Raw genomic sequence first — 18,063 nt, 5'->3', positions numbered from 1 at the left:
GCAATACTGAGTCTTACTTGGCAAGAAGCAGAGAGATTGGGGAACAAAAAAGGCAAAGCGACAGAGGCCGCTTTGCCTTGGGAGGGGGAGCTAGACTAACAGTGGGGCAAGCCAGAAAACTGAGCGAATGCGTCTTCTCGAGTCATCGGTTTATAGAAGTAGAAACCTTGTAACTCATCTATATTCCACACTTTTAGTTTGCGGACTTGGCTGGCCGTCTCGACGCCTTCTGCAACGATGGTTAATCCCAACTCTTGCGACATATTGGCGATGTTTCGCACGAGCGTTTTGGCTCGGTCGTTGGTTTCAATTTCATCCACGTACGATTTGTCGAGTTTGACGATGTCTAGCGGGAAGTTGCACACGCTGCTAAATGACGCGTAGCCTGTACCGAAATCGTCCAACGCCAGTTGTACGCCCAGTTGTTTGATTTCGTTGATGCAGTGGATGGATTCCGTTTCGCCGCCCATCAGCATACTTTCGGTGATTTCTAGCACCAAATGACCAGCAGAGATGTTGTGCTCTTCAATCATGGATTGCAGGAATGAAATCAGCCGTGAATGGTAGAAATGCTGCGCACTCAGGTTGACGTGCACCGTTAGTGGCGGCAAGCCTTGGCTGTGTCTCTTTGTGTTCAGTTTTCCGATAAAATCGCAAGACTGATTGAGGATGGACTCTCCAAGCTCTACAATCAGTTTCCCTTGCTCTGCAAGCGGAATAAAGATCAACGGCGAGATAATGCCGAGCGTTGGATGCGGCCATCGAGCCAATGCTTCAAAGCCAATGATTTCACCTGATTTCGCGTTCACGATTGGTTGAAAATAAGGAATGATGTTGTCTTGTCGAATTGCTACTTCTAAGTCGCGATGGATGATCATCGACGTTTCTGCCTGCTCAGATAATTCACCATCAGCAACCAACACTTCATGCATGTGACGCCCGCTCATTGACTGCGCTGAGTAACGAGCAACAAGCAATAGGTGCTCAAGGGACTGGTGGGTGATTTTAGGGTCAACCATCACGGCTTTGCTGTCGAGCGACAACATAATCCCAGAGAGTTCGATTTTGTAAGAGAGCTGATTTAACAGTCGGTTTGCCGCTTCCAATGCGTCGCTGTGACCGCTTGCATTGGGAAGAATGACGATGAACTCATGCTCACTAATCCGACCAATTTGGTGAGTGCCCAAATGGTCGCGCAACAAAGTCGAGATGTACTGGATCGCCTCATCAAAGATCAGGTGTCCGTACACTTCAGCGATTTGCTTGAGGCTCTTACTAGTGATGTAGATGAACGAGAAGTGATTCGGTTGGTGTTTCACCAACTCTTCAAGTGCGCCTAAGATTACCGGGCGATTACAAAAGCCAGACACAGGATCAAAATCGGTCAGCTTTTGAATCATCTCTGCTTGTTGTTTGTTTTCACTCAAATCTTGCAACAGCAGCATCAAGGCGGTGTGCCCGTTGTGCTGAATCAGTGTTGCTTCTATTAAACAATCGATGGTTTCGCCGTGGCTGTCTAGCATCTGTGCTTCAAACTGATTGCGGCCATGTTGAAGCTCTCGATACATTGCATCAACACGACACTCATCAGCAGTCGTAGGGCAGAGCGTGTCTAATGACTGCTCAAGAAGCTCGGACTTTTTATAACTCAGTAGTTCAAGCGCTCGATGGTTGGCGTCGACGATTTCACGTTCAATAACGATCAGCATGCCCAACGATGAGCTGTGGTAAAGTGCGCCGAATTTCTCCATGGAGTCTTTCAGCTGTAACTGAGTCATAGACGTGTTTTCAGAGAGCTTTTGCACAAGCTTTGTCGCGAGTTCTAACTCATCGAACTTTACGGACTGCAAACCTTCAAGCTGATATTGGGAGGCGATTTCGTTAATGCCTTCTGCAAAGTGGCTAAAGCGTGTTGCCACCTTTCTTTTGAAGATGAAAAACGTGCTGGTAGCAATGACTGACGCTACCACCCCAACCGTCGCAAAGAGGTAAATAAAGAGCGTATTACCTTTTGAATAGTGTTCACGTTTGGTTTGTGTTTTCAACCACGCAATCGGCTCACCCGCGAGATCGCTGATTGGGGTCCATTTGATGATGGACTCTGAGGTTTTATCGATGCTTTTAGTTTTTGCATGATCGACAGGATTAAACGACTTGGTCACGAGCGTATTGCTGGCAGACATCATCGCTTTAAAGTCGCCAGGGAAACGCTCAGACAGATTGCGTCCCCACAGCATCCAGCCGTTCGAAGGACGATCTCCTTCGCTGTTGCGAACCGGCGCTAAGCTCAACCCCCAAATGTTGTCATTGATCTTAAATATGCCCGCCAAACTTTCGCGGTGAACATCAAGCTTACTGTTCATCGCCAAAATATGCTGTTGGAGGAGTGGCACGGACACGACTTTATTGTTTAGTGAGGATGAAGACTCTGGTGTGCTTTCACGACTCAATGACACTAAGGACTGACCATCCAGTGTGATAAACGACATCAAATCGAGGTTCAGCGCATCAAGGGTTTCGACATATAAGTTGCGTTCGCTGTAACCTGCGATGTCACGGTGTGCGAAAAGGTCATAGGTCTCATCCCAGTAAGCCCAATCATAGGAACTTCCTTCTTGCTGAGTCACCATCATGTCAATTACGGCGATAGCTTGCTGACTTGAGTGGTCAATTTCCATGTTTTCCAACTCATCTAAGCTGTAAAGGAAAAAGTATCGGCTGATAAAAAGGAAACTAATTATCATCCCGAGCAGACCGAGCGAGAAATACAAGGCAGTCTTGTAGCGAAGATTTAAGTTAAACAAGCGAGGTGTTTGCATTAAAAAATAGTTATAAGTATTAGTTTTAAAAAAGTGTACGACATATCATATTTGAAATAGTTGATGCTCGTCCAACTTGTCGACATCCATTTTCGCTAGCTTATCTAGGTTATATAGTGAGTTAACCGATTGCTTTTTAAGCAAAGCGAGCAGTAAATTAATAAAAAAGTAGATAGTACAATCGCTTAGATAACAGCGCTTCTAGCACGTCATTTTTTGCAAAAAATTTTGTTGATTGTTTAACACGCCTTGATACAAGCATCCGTTTTTCATTCGCCTGTTGACGTAGTAAACTGCGAAAAAACAACAGGAAATTGTGATGTTTATAGTTCAACGCTTGGTCAAATTGGCCATCATCTGTGTCATCTTCTTCACCATCTTTGATTTGATTGCTTACGGTGAAGTCACTTGGTTTTATCGCCTGCTTGCCTTCATCAACTAGCCACGCTCTATTGCCTTCCTGACGCGAGTTCGAATTCTATTGGACTCGCTCTGTCTGTTTTTATCTCTCTCCCTCTTGAGCTTTATACGAAACAAAATCATACCTTTTACTCTCACCTGAAAATGGCAAAAAATCGCATTTGCAACTAGGTTCATAATTAGGGCGTTCTAGGAAGTTCAAGTTATGAGGCTGAGTACAGCTATCAAATGGGGTGCCGCCGTGCTATTCGTTTGTACCGCATCATCCGTCAGTGTTGCAAAAGCAGAAGTCGAGCTTGTTTTGCCTATCGAGGGCGATCCGGTCGTCGACGTTAAGTTAGCGCGTATTGGTTGGCATTTATTTAGAGATCCCAACTTGTCATCGAATGGTAAAGTCAGTTGTGAAAGTTGCCACAATCTACAAACGAATGGCGCGCAAAACACAGCCGTAGCAGCAGGTGTAAAAGGGGCAGGAATACGAAACGCGATCACGGTTTTTAATGCGTCACTGAATTACCGACTGTTATGGGATGGCTCGTCGAATACGTTAGTCTCTCAAATGGATGGCCCAATTCACGACCCGTTAGAAATGGATTCCAACTGGCCGAAGATTGAAAGCTACGTTCAAAACAACGAGCAGTATCAAGCGCTGTTTAAACGCGCTGGAAACCTGCCAATTTCTATCGACAACATCAAAGCGTCCATTGTTGAGTTTGTGAAAGGGCTTGAAACTCCAGGCGCGCCGTTTGATGCCTACTTATTGGGTTACACGCATGTTTTGAATGAGAAAGCGAAACGAGGTTGGAAAACCTTCCAGAAAGCTGGTTGCGTACAATGTCATCAAGGGAAAAATGTTGGCGGCGCGATGATTCAACGCTTCGCTTACTTTGAGCATAAACCCGTGCAGAAAGACACAGGTCGCCATTTACTCACAACGGAAGGGGATGAGGGGTATTATTTCCGTGTTGCCAGCTTAAGAAACGTCGCATTAACGGGGCCGTATTTTCATAACGGGCAAGTGACCACCCTTGCTGAGGCCATTCAAATCATGGCACAAACGCAGCTTGGTATTACGATGAGTGATAGCAATATCGAAGACATCGAAGCGTTCTTGACGTCACTCAGCGCCCCAAGGCCAGTAATTTTAGAGATGCTGGAAAATGAATAAGTTTAGGTTGGTCAATTCATGCTTATTTATTGCGATGCTGGTGGCGTGCACCTTTGCCTACATGGCTCACATTAACTCCAAGAGTACGCAACAACTTCATAGTGCGCTTTCTGAGGTCGGCCATCAGCTGATTGAAGAACGCGATGTGATTGTGAATCAGTATGCCATCAAGGAAAGAAAGAACTTCGAGCTCACTAAATCGTTGGTTGATATTGAAGTTGAAGCGGAAAAATTGGCTGATACCTTCGATAATGCCGTTTGGTTTCCCATCTCGCCCAACCGCCAGAAAATACAACAGACGTTAGCCAAGTTTGAGCAACGGGTTATTCAAACCACTTCGCAATTAGACATGTTGATTGGGGTACAAGTCGAAAATCAATATGCCTTGCTGATGCTGTTGGACATCTATGAAGAGGAGTTTTCGACGCACATTGGTGAAACGCAATTAGATAAACATTACGTCGAGTTTTTTAGCCGCGACTTAGTGAATCAAAGTGGGGAGCAAAGCGAAAGTGGCGCGAACTTTTTGGGGCGCTTACATGAAAGCGATAAAAAAATCGAGCTGTTGACCAATGAGCTACTGGATCACAATTACTTTGTGTTTGTGGAAGAGGCCGAGCACTCACTTCTTGATCTCGCCCAAAATGAGGCGCGCTTCACTTGGCTGTTTGTGTTTGTCGCAGTGATGTTGTTAGTCGGGTCGTTCTTGTATCAACTGCAATACCGAATGCACAACTTGAAGCAGCTTAACTCGGAGTTGGAAGCCGAGACGGACAAAGCAGAGCGAGCCGCGAAGGCTAAATCCAGCTTTCTTGCTGCAATGAGTCACGAATTAAGAACGCCAATGAATGGTGTGCTCGGGATTTCTCAGTTGATTGCAGAGGAAACCAAAGAGCCTGTCACTAAAGAGCATATTAAGGTGATTCTGGATTCAGGGCAGCATTTAATGACTATCCTCAACGACATCTTGGACTTTTCTAAAGTTGAGGAAAATAAGCTAGAACTGGAAAAAGCCCCGTTTCATCTTGAGCAAGTATTAACTCCGGTTTGCAGCGCCATACAACCGTTAATTGATGAAAAAAGCATTGAGCTGATTGTTGAGAACGACGTTCCGAACAACACCGAGTTCACAGGCGATTGTGCTCGACTTCGCCAAATTCTGTTTAATTTGGCGGGTAACGCCGTGAAGTTTACCAATGAAGGGCACGTACTGATTCGTACCGAGTTAAATAGTGAAGACAAACATCTGTTGATCATCGTCAGTGATACAGGGATCGGTATCGCGCCCGATAAACAAGGGCGAGTATTTAACTCCTTCGAGCAAGCAGATTCTTCAACTACAAGAAGGTTTGGAGGAACGGGTTTAGGGTTGGCCATCGTTAAAAAGCTCACTGAACTTATGGGTGGTTCTATTACCTTAAAGAGCGTAGAAGGGGTCGGCACGCAGTTTATTGTCACTTTGCCGATACCATGGAATGAAAGCGAAAAACCGAGCCCGCAGCATACGCCAGTTCAAACCCGAAGCACTCAGAACTTGCGCATTTTGTTGGCAGAAGATAACCGCGTAAATGCTTTGGTAGCGAAAGGCTTTTGCGAAAAGTTAGGGCACACAGTAGATGTCGCAGAAAACGGGCTGGTTGCCGTAGAAAAGGCACGCGACAACGATTATGACCTTATCTTGATGGATAATCACATGCCAGAGATGAATGGTGTCGAAGCGACTCGTTTTATTCGCGAAAAGCTAAGGGTAAAGACGTTGCTGTTTGCCTATACTGCGGATGTCTTTCGTGAGGCTCATGACCACTTTATCGCGGCAGGTGCCGATCATGTCCTAACCAAGCCTCTACAAAGGGAAAGTTTTGCTGACGCTTTGAAGCAATTCAGTGCGAGGCTCAAAGTGAAACAAACTGAAGAGGTATCGCCAGCGAGCAATGTATTGCAACTGCAACGTAAGCCGATTGAAAACTTGAGGCTGACGGAAGAAGAACTGTCGAACTCCGAAATGTTGGCGTACCTCAAAGAACATCCGAATGAGTTACTTGATCTGCTCAACAGCATCATCACCGATTTTGAACTGGCGGTTGATGACCTGATTGAAAACTTTATGCAGAGCGATTTCGACTCTCTCAAATTGACGATGCATACGACCAAGGGAATGGCGTTGAATTTAGGGCTGAAGATACTGGCTAGCCAAGCGCTGGAACTCGAAACACAGTTAAAAATGGACCAAGTGCCAGCGATTGAACAGCTACAGATGTTGATCAATCGCCTCCAAGTGAATATTCATCAAGGACACCGTTTGAGAGATGAGTTAGTAAAAGCGCAACAAAACTCAGAGCAGGTGCTTTGAAGTGGCTGTTCTCTCATTTCACTTAGTGTCTGTTTTCTTTCCGTATTGAGCTGTGATTTACTACACCACTCAACAATCAGGGAATGAGTATGAGTAAGCACACGGCATTAATAACGTGGCAACGCCAGGTCAATGAAATATTTAGCGATAATCAATACAGTCGAGCGCACACTTGGCGCTTTGATGGCGGTTTGTTAGTTCCTGCTTCGCCATCTCCTCATGTTGTTCCGTTGCCGCTGTCGGTAGAAGAAAACGTCGATCCCGAAGAGGCGTTTGTTGCGGCACTTTCTAGTTGCCATATGTTGGTTTTCCTTTCGATTGCAGCAAAGCGTCGTTATGTGATTGACTCTTATGTTGATGCAGCTGAAGGGGCGTTGACCGTTGGTGAAAATGGAAAAGAGTGGGTTTCGAGAGTGGTGTTAAATCCGAAAGTTGTATTTTCTGGTGATAAGCAGCCAAGCTATGAGCAATTGGAAAAAATGCATCACATGGCGCATGAAAACTGTTTTATCGCGAATTCGGTGAAAACGGAGATCGTGACCAATATTCTTCATTCTGATTAATGCTCTATAGCTAAGCTAAAACTCTAAATCGCAATGATAGTAATGAGATATGAGTGATCTGTTTCACACTATTGCTTCGTTGCCTGCCTTAAATGCGTGATTGTTGTGCAGTCGCGCAACTCGTTTGTTGTTAACTTAATGTTAACATTGTGCCATGTGTGATTAGTAAAGTCAGAATCATGGATGTAATTAAGCCTTTGGACTCGTTTATTCAGCAAGATGGTATGCCGGTTTTTGGGCACTTGTCGGCGATTCCAAGATCACTCGATTTAGAGTCATTTCAATATCTCAATGAGATGGACAATCCTGTATCGAAGTGGCGAAAACATTTCGATTATAAGCAGTTCCAGTTCGTGTCTCTCGTGACCCCTGACTATGTCGTCGGGATTGCTATTGCCGATATTCGCTATTTGGCCTCCGGATTTTGTTATTTGTTCGATATTAAGCGCAATGCACTCACCGAGCAGCAATGGCTTAAACCTTGTCGGCTTGGTTATCAGACTCAGCCATCGAGCTGGTTGAGCAAAGCACATCTCGCGAACAATACAATTCAGTTCTCTATTGAGGAGGGGCAGTGGCATGTTCAGTTTGTGACGCCTTCCGTTAACGCCAACATTACACTGCATCCACAGCCACAAAGTTTGCCTCTTATGCTCTCTACGCCAACGGGTTACTCCGGATGGACGTATACACAAAAACACAACGCGCTGACGGTAACAGGGAATCTATTTATTCTGGGTGAAGAGCAAGACCTGTCACAGGTTGCTGCGGGTTATGATTTCTCGGCGGGTTACATGCGAAGGGAAACGAGCTGGCGCTGGGCGAGTATCAACCATAAAGATGGCGACAAAAGCTTGGGTCTCAACCTCGCCGCTGGCGTAAACGAAACCGGGTTTTGTGAAAATGTACTGTGGGTGGATGGTGAAAGGCATTTGCTTAATCCGGTGCAGTTTCAATTTTCACGTCAGAATCCACGTACTGATTGGCGCATCACCTCCGAAGATGGTTGCGTAGACTTAGTGTTTGAGCCTATCAATCAACGTTCTGAGAAAAAGAACTTCTGGTTTTTGAAAAGTAACTTTCGTCAATATATCGGCCACTTTTCAGGGTTTGTTGTGGATGGCAATGGCAGTAAGCACGAACTAGACGGTGTTGTGGGTTTAACGGAAGATCACTACGCAAAATGGTAGATAAGACAATGGATTGGTCACAAATCATGGAACGACCGGAGCTCTTGCTTATGGCTTTGGCCCCTATCTTTTTTCTCTGCATCGCCGCGGAATACGGTTTGGGACAGCGTCGAGGTAAACTGCCTGACAGCGCACAATATTATTTGCCGGAAGTGGCGTGTAACTTTGTGTTGGCGGGATTACATCAAGCTGCTGATATTTTAACGGGGCTGCTGATTGCGCACTTCTACTTGTGGATGTTTGATTGGCGATTATTTGATATCGAAATGAGTGTATCGACCTTCTTGCTTCTTATGTTGCTGCAAGACTTTTTCTATTACTGGTTCCACCGTGCTAGCCATCGTATTCGTTGGATGTGGGCGGCACATGTGGTGCATCACAGTTCAGAAAGAATGAATTTTAGTACGGCGTTTCGCCAAAGCTTGATGTACCCATTGGCGGGGATGTGGCTGTTCTGGCTACCTTTGGTCATTATTGGCTTTGACCCTAAATGGGTTGTATTCGTGGTGTTGTTGAATCTAGGTTTGCAGTTCTTTGTGCACACGCAGTCGATTAGTTCACTTGGCCCACTGGAGTGGGTATTCAACACGCCGTCTCACCACCGAGTGCATCACGGAATCAATCGTCAATATATTGATAAAAATTACGCAGGTGTTTTGATTATCTGGGATCGAATGTTTGGCACTTTTGAACCAGAAATAGAAACGGTTCGTTATGGCATTTCTAAACCGGTAAACAGCTTCAACCCAATCAAGGTGACGTTTGCAGAATGGAAAGATATGTTCAACGAGGTACGTCGACCAAATTTAACGTGGCAACAACGTTGGCGCTGTTTGTTTGCTCCGCCTTCGGATTCAACTGAGTAACTTAGAAAAGAATTTCTTGTGAGTAGATATTGGAGCGGGCAGCGGGAATCGAACCCGCATCATCAGCTTGGAAGGCTGAGGTAATAGCCATTATACGATGCCCGCGCATCGATAGGACTCAGCTAATATGCCACATTGATTTCAAAAGAAAAGTCTTTTTTCATCAGTCGCTTGTTAGTTGTATAAAAAACTGTCTTCTTGGTGAAAAAATACGCTTTCGATGAGCGTAAATGGCTTCCTGATGATGCTCGACGAAAATGACACCGTTATGTGACAGAGCTGGCTCATTAATCGTCAATCCATTTGATGGTTTAATCATCACCTGACATTGAACACTTATCATTCATGGTCAAGACTCAATATTGAAATGACACAACTTTATTGTCAGCCGTATAAGTAAAAAAACGAGGAGAGCGCGTATGTGGAAAACAGTAACAATTGGGGCAATGGCGCTTTTGATGGCCGCTTGTACGACAGTAACAACAGACGTGGATAAACAAGCGGACTTCGCTTCTTACAAAACGTTTGATTTTGGTACTCAAAATGATGCTCCAGCAAGTATCGATGGACGCCGTATAGAGCAAGGTTTGGCTGCTCAACTGGAATCGAAAGGGCTTTCTCGAGTTGCAAGTGGGGGTGATTTATACGTTCATCACGATATCGTTGAGGAGTCGGAGTTGGTATCGTCTGGTTCTTCTTTTAGCGTCGGTTATGGATGGAACAGCTTTGGTGTGATTACATCAAGCCCTGAACGATATAAAGAACGCAAATACGGGAAGTTAGTGGTAGAGCTGGTGGATAGTAAGGCGAACCAAGTTGTGTGGAAAGGCGTTTCAAGCCGCAAGTTAACCGAATCAATGAGTACTGAGAAAAGGGAAAATTTGATCACAGAAGAAGTGGCGAAAATGTTCGAAAACTACCCATACGGCAAGAACTAAGTCCTCAGTTATATCAAACTAAGTGGCTAAAACCACGAGGCGAGAATTTCGATTGCAAATTCTCGCCCTCAGAGTTAAAAGTACGTATTACTGTGATGTAGGTGAACGTTGTGCGTGCTCTTCTTATTAGCTTTTTCGGGCTATTTCTGAGCTTATTGGCGGTTTCTGTCGGCCAAGAGTCAACGTCGCCTGAAACTGTTCACCACTACACCGTCGGCAGTGTGTTTTATGATGAAGACGCACAAGTTTCCGAAACGCCACTAGCACCACCTTTTCATTCGTTTGCTAGCCTGTTAAATCGCAATGCACTGCGAGTTCATGATTCAAAATCAGAGCTTGATGAGCTCGATATTGGTTGGTTCGAAACGTTGGCTCCTCATTGGAACCGCGCTTTATCAGAAACGCCATATTTGAACGCGGGTCTGACGGCTTTTCTTGGTCTTGCGAAAGACTTCTCTCATTCAAAATATCAAATTGGAGATGGGTTAGGCTCTAATCTTATCTATAGGTTTATTCACGCTCGATAGTCCTAAGCATCTACCTTGTTGTTATTTAGTGATGTTTAGGAGCTCTTTTTATGTTTGATTTAATGATGGGCGTCTTGCTTGCCTTTTGGCATCAAGACTTTTCTGCACTTATGGCACCAGGAAGTGCAGGGGTTATTTATATTGTCGTGGCGACATTAATCTTTTTGGAAAGTGGTTTTATTCCTGCTGCGCCATTTCCATGCGATAGTGTGGTGGTGTTGTCTGGCACACTTGCGGCGGTGGGCGTGCTTGATCCTATTGCCATCATGTTGGTGATTATTGTGAGTGCGGGCTTAGGAAGTTGGGCGGCATACTTGCAAGGAAAATGGCTAAACCGCCTACCTAAAGTTCAAGGCTGGGTGAATGCTGTTCCACAGAAAAGACTCGAACAAGTCGATGTTCTTTTGGGTAAACATGGCTTAATTGCATTGTTTTGCGCTCGTTTCATTCCGGTGGTGCGTTCGCTTTTGCCATTGATGATGGGATTACGTGTGAAACGCGTGTCAAAGTTCCATTACTTTGCATGGCTGAGCGCCATATTGTGGACGTTGTTACTGTGCGGCTTTGGCATGCTCCTGCCTTTACTTCCGGAGAATATCAGCAAGATGGTGACGATGGGGTTAATGGCTGCGCCAGTGATTACTCTTACTATTGCTGTGATGAGTTTTGTAATTCTCAAGGTGCGCAAAGCGCGGTTTAAATCTAAGGCGGCGTCTCAGCTCTCTTAACAATGGTTCACTCATGTGTAACTAGGATATTGATGTAAGCAAAAGGCGCAGAGAATGCGCCTTTTGTTTTTGGAACGGTTAACCCTTTACCGAGTTCTTCATTCTCGCTGGTGTCAGTAGCCCACGCGGTAGAGCTGCTCACCAACATCTTTACACTGTGTTTGATAGAACTGTTCTATCTCAGAATCGTTGTTGTCTTGTGCTTTAAACTCGGTTTCGGTGGAAGAGAGTTGGCTAAAGCTGTAACCACGTTCAGACATTAAGTAGTGACGAAAAACGGCTCGGTGCTCTGGTATCGCGTTACGAGCATTGGAAGCATTTGCGCATTCCAATAGCGTTTCGTTTGTCATTTTGTCCGCGTTTGTGTCTGTATTTGCAAATGTTGGTACTGCAGTGAAAAGTAGGGCCGTTAACGCTGCTGCTGTGAATTTTTTCATAAATAGACCTCGAATCAGATCAGATAAATTTGAGGACATCCATGCCTGGTGTGACATGCTTCCTTGTTTTTCTTTGTGGTATCAAACTGTGATGATCGATTCGCGGCCGTGTTTAAACACGTACAGTAAATTCGCCTCTTTCCGCCCTGATAAACGATAGAGAGAACGTTGGTTTTTTAACATGCCATAGCTATCAGTAGGCAACGGAATAGTTTGCCACGCTAACTCTTTTAATGGAGGAGGCAAAAACGCGACAAGTAGATGGTATTCAGATTCAAAGCTGAGGGAGAGCGAACCGTCATCAGTAGACGTTCGGCGGTAACTCACCAGAGCGAACAAGTCTCGCTTGATGTGGCGCTCAAACCCATCAGAACCCCAATAGTGTTGTTGTGCTTCTGAGTGTGGGGCGTTGACTACGGATTGAAAATCAGATTGTACGAGTTTGTCGAGGCGTTCTGACGTCACGTGATTTGTATTGTGGTGCGCTGCATGCAAATGCCCAGAGAGCATGGACAGTGTCAGCACAAATAAAATACGAAGAAGATAACGCAAAAAAACAATCCTAAACGTCAGTGGGTATAGATTTGGGCAATACATTAGTCGGTAAGTGACCAATTGTGCGTATACTAACGAGACGAAACAGGAATGAACAGTATTTTAAGCGAATCTAACCAACACCTGAAAAAGCGCTAATAGATTCATGACGTGATTGACTCTCCAAGAGCACACAAATATTGGCGTTGTTCTGCTCGACATGCGATTTTATTTGCGACTTGTAAGAACATCAGGCAACAAAAAAGGGAGCTAGGCTCCCTTAGTATTGGTGTGCAGCGTGGTTTACGCGCTGGCGTAGATCACGCTACCACCTTTAATCGTGTCAATGATTTCGCGTGACAGCTTTTGAGGTAACGCTGGGCAACCCCAACTGCGTCCCAAGTAACCATTCTTTTTAATGAAAGAAGGATTCGCATAGTCTGCGCCGTGTACAACGATGTAGCGCTCGCGAGCTTTGTCATTAAGGCCAGAGCTAAGACCATCTAGTCGCAGCGAATAGCCATTAGAACCGTAGTATGTTGTGTCTGTCAAAAACGTGCCAAGTGATGTTTTGCGAGAATTCACGACATTCGAAAACTGTGTTGCTGTTTTCTTTCCGCTATTCACACCATGAGCCACGTAAGTGTTGTAGATCAGCTTCTTTTTGTTTACGTCCACAACATAAAAACGTTTTTCGGTCGATGGTTTGCTGTAATCAATAATGGTTAGTATCGACTTCTTTCTATCTGGTGTTTTTTGGTAGGCGATGAAGGCATCGCGAAACAGTTTAAAGTCGATGACGCCATTGAGTTTGGCTTCTTTATAGGTTTTTTCAATAACTTGCTGGGATACGCGGTTCTCTGCCTTGCTATTTGGGTGTTGCGCCATTGCAAAAGGAGAAACCGACAAACATGTCCATATCAACAATAAAAATAACTTTTTCATTTTGACTAAATAAAAACTCTTTGGTGTTACAAATTTATCGATTGCTTCATGCACTCGTTAAAACAACTTGCACATCAATATAATTATATTCCCAATGTTTCTTATTATGCACAAAAGCACGTAATGTTGGGATTCCATTAAGTTTCAAGGGTTCTGTCTAACCAATTGAAACTGCTTAATATTAATAAGTTAATCGTTGCTTTTGAAAAACTTCGACGTAAATACTAGCCGATTTCGCTAATTAATAAAACTGTGTTTAGCGATATTTTTGATAGAGTAAAGTTAAAAAACAACGTTTAATTAAATGGATGTGGAAAATATCTTTTAATTTCAAAGTATTTATTAGAACCATGAGCGGAGGACAAAAAGTTTACTCTGTGATCCAGCTCGAAACGCCGCGTTACTTAAGGGGCAGCCTCTGAACGTTGTGATTAAGGTTTTATAAGTAGAATAAAGGATGTAGAACGGAAAGATAGGTAAACAGCTCTTCATATGAGCGTTTCACTCCAACTGAAAAAATGTGATGATGAGTTTTATAAGGTACGGATATGGAACGAATGGAAACTCTAAATAAGGCATTTCTATATAAGGAAAAACGAAAGTGATGGGTATCCATTATTTTTATATTTGCTTTGTATGAACTGAATAGGTAATTAGACTTTTCTTATAAACAAATTAACGACCGATTAAGACAAGTTAAAACGGAATTAGTTTCATTTTTTAAAATAGTTCTTATTCGATAAATAAAAATTGTGGTCTGGATAAAATATTATTTTGTCTTTTCTGAATTTGTTTCTTAAGTTTTTTGAGCAAAGTACGGTTATAAGTCAAATCTTCACTCAGAACATCGTGTTAGTTTCTAAACACTAATTTGGCTAGTTGAGGTCGTTATCGCGTTATAGAATTACGCTTAACGACCGCTTGCTTATCAATAAGATCATTTTCAGGGAGAAGAATTAATGACGAATAAATGTGGTCAATGCCGACAATTCACGAGAGTGAAATCAAGCGATCAGGATATATGTGGCGCTTGGGGACATCCTACCTGCGCAACTAGGATAGCTTGCGAATTTTTTATGCCTACTATTTCAGCGAAACTGCGTGTCCCGACAAGTCAAGAACCCAAAAGCTGAGGTTGTAGAGAAGCTCTCCTTGCCTCATTGCTGATTGTTTTGACTGATAGCGTACGGAATATTCCCCCTTTAAATCTCAAGGGTATATAATGTGTGGCGCGTCGCAAAAGGGCGGCGCATTGCTACACTTCAGGACTCGTATGTTTAAGAAATCTCTTGTTTTCATTCTTGCCGCGTTTTCACTTCCTACTTTTGCTGCATCAACGATAGGTATTGTTGGCGCGATGGATGTAGAGGTTGAAGCTCTGCTGCCAAAAATTCAGAATCAACAAATCAAAAAAGTTGCGAACCACACTTTTTATATCGGTGAGCTTGAGGGCAAATCCGTCGTGGTAACGCAATCTGGTGTTGGCAAAGTCAATGCTGCGATGACGACCACTTTGCTGATTGAATCTTTTGGTGTGAACCAACTGATTTTTACTGGTATAGCAGGAGCAAGTGACCCGAAACTTGATCCATTGGACGTGGTTATTTCTACTCGTACTGTACATCATGACGTTGATTTAACCGCATTCAACAAACCGAAAGGGTTATTACCGGACTATCAAGAGCGTTACTTTTATGCTGACAAAACGCTACAAAATTACGCGTATGAAGCAGCGGTGGAGACGTTAGGCAAAGAGAGTGTGTTCCGAGGCATCATTGCTTCTGGTGATCAGTTTATCGCCAGTAAAGTAAAAGTCACGGGGATCTACCAAGAGTTCAACGCGATGGCCGTCGAAATGGAAGGTGCAGCATTGGGACAAGTTGCAACCGCCTTTAAGGTTCCGTATGTTGTCATCCGCACGATTTCCGACAAAGCGGATGGTTCTGCTGATGTGGTTTATTCTGAGCTGAAAAAAGCGACGGCAGATAACTCAGCAACCATTACGCTCAACATGCTTAAGCGCATGCAATAGGGTGAGAATACGAAAAGCAGCACATTAAGTGCTGCTTTTTTATGAGTTCGTCAAAGTAAACATTATCGATTCTTTACCTTCAAATTCCACCCTCAGCCGCGAGTTTGGTTGTAAGCGGCTGAGAGAATCGATTGCCATCGTTGGCCGATTTCCACCACAAGCTAAGTTGCTCTTTGTCCATTGGCTTTCCGAACAAGTATCCTTGCATGAAATCACATCGATAAGCGGACAACCATTTGTGCATAACGTCGTGTTCAATGCCTTCGGCGGTCACGGTTTTGTTTTGAGCATGGCACAGCTCAATGATCGGTTTGATCACGTGTCCATTATTGGTATTCATCAACGTCAGTAGAAACTCTCGGTCAAACTTAATCTTTTGTACTGGGTATTGAACAAGTTGAGTGAGCGACGTGTAGCCAGAGCCGAAATCATCAATAGCAAGTCGATAACCCAGTTTCGAAAGCTCATCAAGCAATGCCGTGCCTTGCTGTTCCGCGGCAAACGTCTCGGTAATTTCTAGTTCGATACATTCTGGTTTGATGCCATTTCTCGTTACGTGTTTATGAATAAATTGCGCCATTTCTAACGAGTTTAATTCGGCCGATGAAAGGTTGATGGACAGGACAATGTCTTTGCCAAAAATGCTTCTTAAATGATGGTATTCCTCGGTTGCATTGGCAAACACCCAACGGTCTATTCTGTCAAACAACCCAGCTTGCTCGGCGATTGGAATAAATTCGGTTGGTGGCACTGGCCCCAAGCCTTCTGCGTCCCAACGTAGAAGCACTTCTAAGCCTTCAATTTTGTTGTCTTTGTTATTCATGTAAGGTTGAAACACAAGCCTAAACTCATCTTCAACGTTGCTTTTACGCAGTGCACGTTCGATCTGACTGCGTCGCTGAGATTCCAAATTTAGCTCTGCTGAGTAGTACGCGTACTGATTTTTTCCAGCACGTTTGGCTTGGTACATTGCTGCGTCTGCATTGGACAACAGTTTCGCGATGTCTTGCCCATCTTGCGGGTACTGAGCGATGCCAACACTGGCGGTCACCGGGAAGGCGTTCGCCCAAGTTTGGCTTAGGTTGCTAATTGGTTTTAATAGTTCTTTGGCGAGTAAATCTGGGATGCTGCCCACGTCTTTATTGGAGCTGAGTAGAATGGCGAACTCGTCACCAGATAAACGCGCGCCCAAACAAGGGCTGTCGTATTGCTGAGAGAACTTTTGACAGGCGTTTTTAATGTGAGTCGAGAAGACCTTTAGCAGGTTGTCGCCAAGTTCATGGCCATATTTATCATTCACGTACTTGAAGTTATCCAGATCGACATAAATCACCCACAAATGAGAAGGTGGCGAGGCTAGTTCACGCGTGGCAAGTTGGTGGAATCGATGACGGTTTGCCAGCTGAGTAAGGTGATCAGTTTCTGCGAGACGTTTGGTCTTTTTGTAAATGACGTTGAGCTCTTCGTACATATCAAAAAAGCGTGATGAAAGACGGCCAATTTCATCATTGGTTCCGAGCTTTTCAATGTTGTCTCGCTGATTCGATTCTAGCTCACTGAGTTGTTTATCGAGGCGAGAGACTGGATGCAAAACGTAACGATAGAGTACTAAGACGATCAGCGTTATGGTACAAAATGCCGCGATACCAAAAGAAAGTGCAAGCTCTAGCCATACTTTGTCCACTTTGTTCCACATCAGATACTCCGCAGGGGAGAGTACCGCATAAAAGTGGGGCAGAAGTTCAATGGTTTGCGCAAGAGGGATGTCTAGATAAATGGGTTTATCGGCAAACGTAATCACACTATGAGTATCAAATTCGACGTCGTGTTTGATGTCGTTAAACACTTCTAAAGATACGGACACGACAACAAAAAACACGTTGCTAGGATCGAAGCTAACTGGCGGTGCGCCCGTTCGTTTATCAATGAGTTCGTATCGCAACAAGATGCTTTGGCCACTGGAGTTATAAATGAACCCTGTGTGGCTGTATTCACCACGAGCCGCGAAGCTGGTTGCTATGTACTCCAGCACCTTTGGGTCAACAACGCCGGACGATTCATAATATTGGTTTTCGGTGTAATAAAGCAGATTTTGCTTGCCGTCGAGGATCGCCATGCTTGCATCCCCTTTATAACCATGGCTCAGGACATCAGCGGTTTCATCTAGGCGGCTAAAAAGTACTCGCTCACGGTAGGGATTGTCGTGATTGATAAAATAGTCCTGCAGCACATCACTTTTACTCAGCGTGTACGCATAGCTGTTAAGAAAAATATTGGCTTGTCGAAATTGCCCCGCCAGTTTTTCCATCTGAAGTTGTATGTAGCTATCTTCGCGCTTGATGAGTGTTACTTTTTGAATGCTATAGATGATGTAACTCGATACCAGCGCACTCAAAATGATCACGGGTGCGACAAGCAAGATAACTCGATTGCTTAATTTCATTATGGTTCTTCGACTTCCGTTTGTGTCCCTACAAACGTTGCTTACCTAAACGGTACTGAACGGATGATATATTTTTTGCAAATTGTAACCAGATTGTAAGGTG

General features: G+C 44.2%; 15 protein-coding genes and 1 tRNA gene. 10 read left to right on the top strand and 6 right to left on the bottom strand.

Annotated elements, in window-relative coordinates:
• Window positions 1-95: 95 nt before the first annotated feature.
• On the bottom strand, window positions 96-2,819 hold the full coding sequence (locus tag UF05_RS17505; protein ID WP_031817649.1) for a bifunctional diguanylate cyclase/phosphodiesterase: 2,724 nt from the start codon (window positions 2,817-2,819) through the stop codon (window positions 96-98).
• A 319-nt stretch (window positions 2,820-3,138) separates the two neighbouring features.
• Between UF05_RS17505 and UF05_RS26680 the strand changes: the two genes are divergently transcribed.
• The 6 genes from UF05_RS26680 (at window position 3,139) to UF05_RS17475 (ending at window position 9,376) form a co-directional block, all read left to right on the top strand.
• Window positions 3,139-3,261, top strand: a complete 123-nt coding sequence (locus UF05_RS26680; RefSeq protein WP_017447435.1) for a hypothetical protein — start codon at window positions 3,139-3,141, stop codon at window positions 3,259-3,261.
• Window positions 3,262-3,444: 183 nt separating this feature from the next.
• Entirely contained in the window at window positions 3,445-4,407 is a 963-nt protein-coding gene (locus UF05_RS17495) for a cytochrome-c peroxidase (RefSeq protein ID WP_045545427.1), read from the top strand.
• Complete coding sequence (locus UF05_RS17490; RefSeq protein WP_045545426.1) at window positions 4,400-6,757, top strand: ATP-binding protein; 2,358 nt, start codon at window positions 4,400-4,402, stop codon at window positions 6,755-6,757. Before UF05_RS17495 ends, UF05_RS17490 begins: the two co-directional genes overlap by 8 nt.
• A gap of 89 nt (window positions 6,758-6,846) precedes the next feature.
• Complete coding sequence (locus UF05_RS17485) at window positions 6,847-7,320, top strand: OsmC family protein (protein ID WP_045545425.1); 474 nt, start codon at window positions 6,847-6,849, stop codon at window positions 7,318-7,320.
• Between the two features lie 179 nt (window positions 7,321-7,499).
• Complete coding sequence (locus UF05_RS17480) at window positions 7,500-8,510, top strand: DUF2804 domain-containing protein (RefSeq protein ID WP_045545424.1); 1,011 nt, start codon at window positions 7,500-7,502, stop codon at window positions 8,508-8,510.
• Window positions 8,511-8,518: 8 nt separating this feature from the next.
• Window positions 8,519-9,376, top strand: a complete 858-nt coding sequence (locus UF05_RS17475) for a sterol desaturase family protein (protein WP_045545468.1) — start codon at window positions 8,519-8,521, stop codon at window positions 9,374-9,376.
• 30 nt (window positions 9,377-9,406) lie between these two features.
• On the opposite strand, the gene UF05_RS17470 is transcribed toward UF05_RS17475, so the two are convergent.
• Window positions 9,407-9,481: transfer RNA gene (locus UF05_RS17470), tRNA-Gly, on the bottom strand.
• Between the two features lie 314 nt (window positions 9,482-9,795).
• On the opposite strand from UF05_RS17470, the gene UF05_RS17465 reads away from it, so the two are divergent.
• From UF05_RS17465 to UF05_RS17455, 3 genes are all read left to right on the top strand, one after another.
• On the top strand, window positions 9,796-10,314 hold the full coding sequence (locus UF05_RS17465) for a DUF4136 domain-containing protein (RefSeq protein WP_005463686.1): 519 nt from the start codon (window positions 9,796-9,798) through the stop codon (window positions 10,312-10,314).
• A gap of 110 nt (window positions 10,315-10,424) precedes the next feature.
• Entirely contained in the window at window positions 10,425-10,841 is a 417-nt protein-coding gene (locus UF05_RS17460) for a hypothetical protein (RefSeq protein ID WP_005477338.1), read from the top strand.
• Window positions 10,842-10,891: 50 nt separating this feature from the next.
• Entirely contained in the window at window positions 10,892-11,569 is a 678-nt protein-coding gene (locus UF05_RS17455) for a DedA family protein (RefSeq protein ID WP_025631141.1), read from the top strand.
• A 113-nt stretch (window positions 11,570-11,682) separates the two neighbouring features.
• On the opposite strand, the gene UF05_RS17450 is transcribed toward UF05_RS17455, so the two are convergent.
• The 3 genes from UF05_RS17450 to UF05_RS17440 all read right to left on the bottom strand — a co-directional run bounded on the left by UF05_RS17450 (window position 11,683) and on the right by UF05_RS17440 (window position 13,485).
• The gene (locus UF05_RS17450) at window positions 11,683-12,006 is read right to left on the bottom strand and encodes a hypothetical protein (RefSeq protein ID WP_021452262.1); all 324 of its coding nucleotides are present in this window, start codon (window positions 12,004-12,006) and stop codon (window positions 11,683-11,685) included.
• An 81-nt stretch (window positions 12,007-12,087) separates the two neighbouring features.
• The gene (locus UF05_RS17445) at window positions 12,088-12,558 is read right to left on the bottom strand and encodes a hypothetical protein (RefSeq protein WP_017447441.1); all 471 of its coding nucleotides are present in this window, start codon (window positions 12,556-12,558) and stop codon (window positions 12,088-12,090) included.
• A gap of 285 nt (window positions 12,559-12,843) precedes the next feature.
• Window positions 12,844-13,485, bottom strand: a complete 642-nt coding sequence (locus tag UF05_RS17440) for a murein L,D-transpeptidase catalytic domain family protein (protein WP_005499139.1) — start codon at window positions 13,483-13,485, stop codon at window positions 12,844-12,846.
• Window positions 13,486-14,758: 1,273 nt separating this feature from the next.
• Here UF05_RS17440 and UF05_RS17435 point away from each other — a divergent pair.
• The gene (locus UF05_RS17435; protein WP_045545466.1) at window positions 14,759-15,517 is read left to right on the top strand and encodes a 5'-methylthioadenosine/adenosylhomocysteine nucleosidase; all 759 of its coding nucleotides are present in this window, start codon (window positions 14,759-14,761) and stop codon (window positions 15,515-15,517) included.
• Window positions 15,518-15,596: 79 nt separating this feature from the next.
• Here UF05_RS17435 and UF05_RS17430 read toward each other — a convergent pair whose 3' ends face one another.
• Complete coding sequence (locus UF05_RS17430) at window positions 15,597-17,960, bottom strand: EAL domain-containing protein (protein WP_045545423.1); 2,364 nt, start codon at window positions 17,958-17,960, stop codon at window positions 15,597-15,599.
• Window positions 17,961-18,063 lie beyond the last annotated feature (103 nt).

It is taken from the genome of Vibrio sp. S457-15 (genome assembly GCF_000960545.1).
In the GTDB taxonomy this organism is placed as follows: Bacteria; Pseudomonadota; Gammaproteobacteria; order Enterobacterales; family Vibrionaceae; genus Vibrio; species Vibrio parahaemolyticus.
The sequence above is the reverse complement of the archived record's forward strand: the minus strand, read 5'-3'. Positions and strand labels throughout refer to the sequence as shown.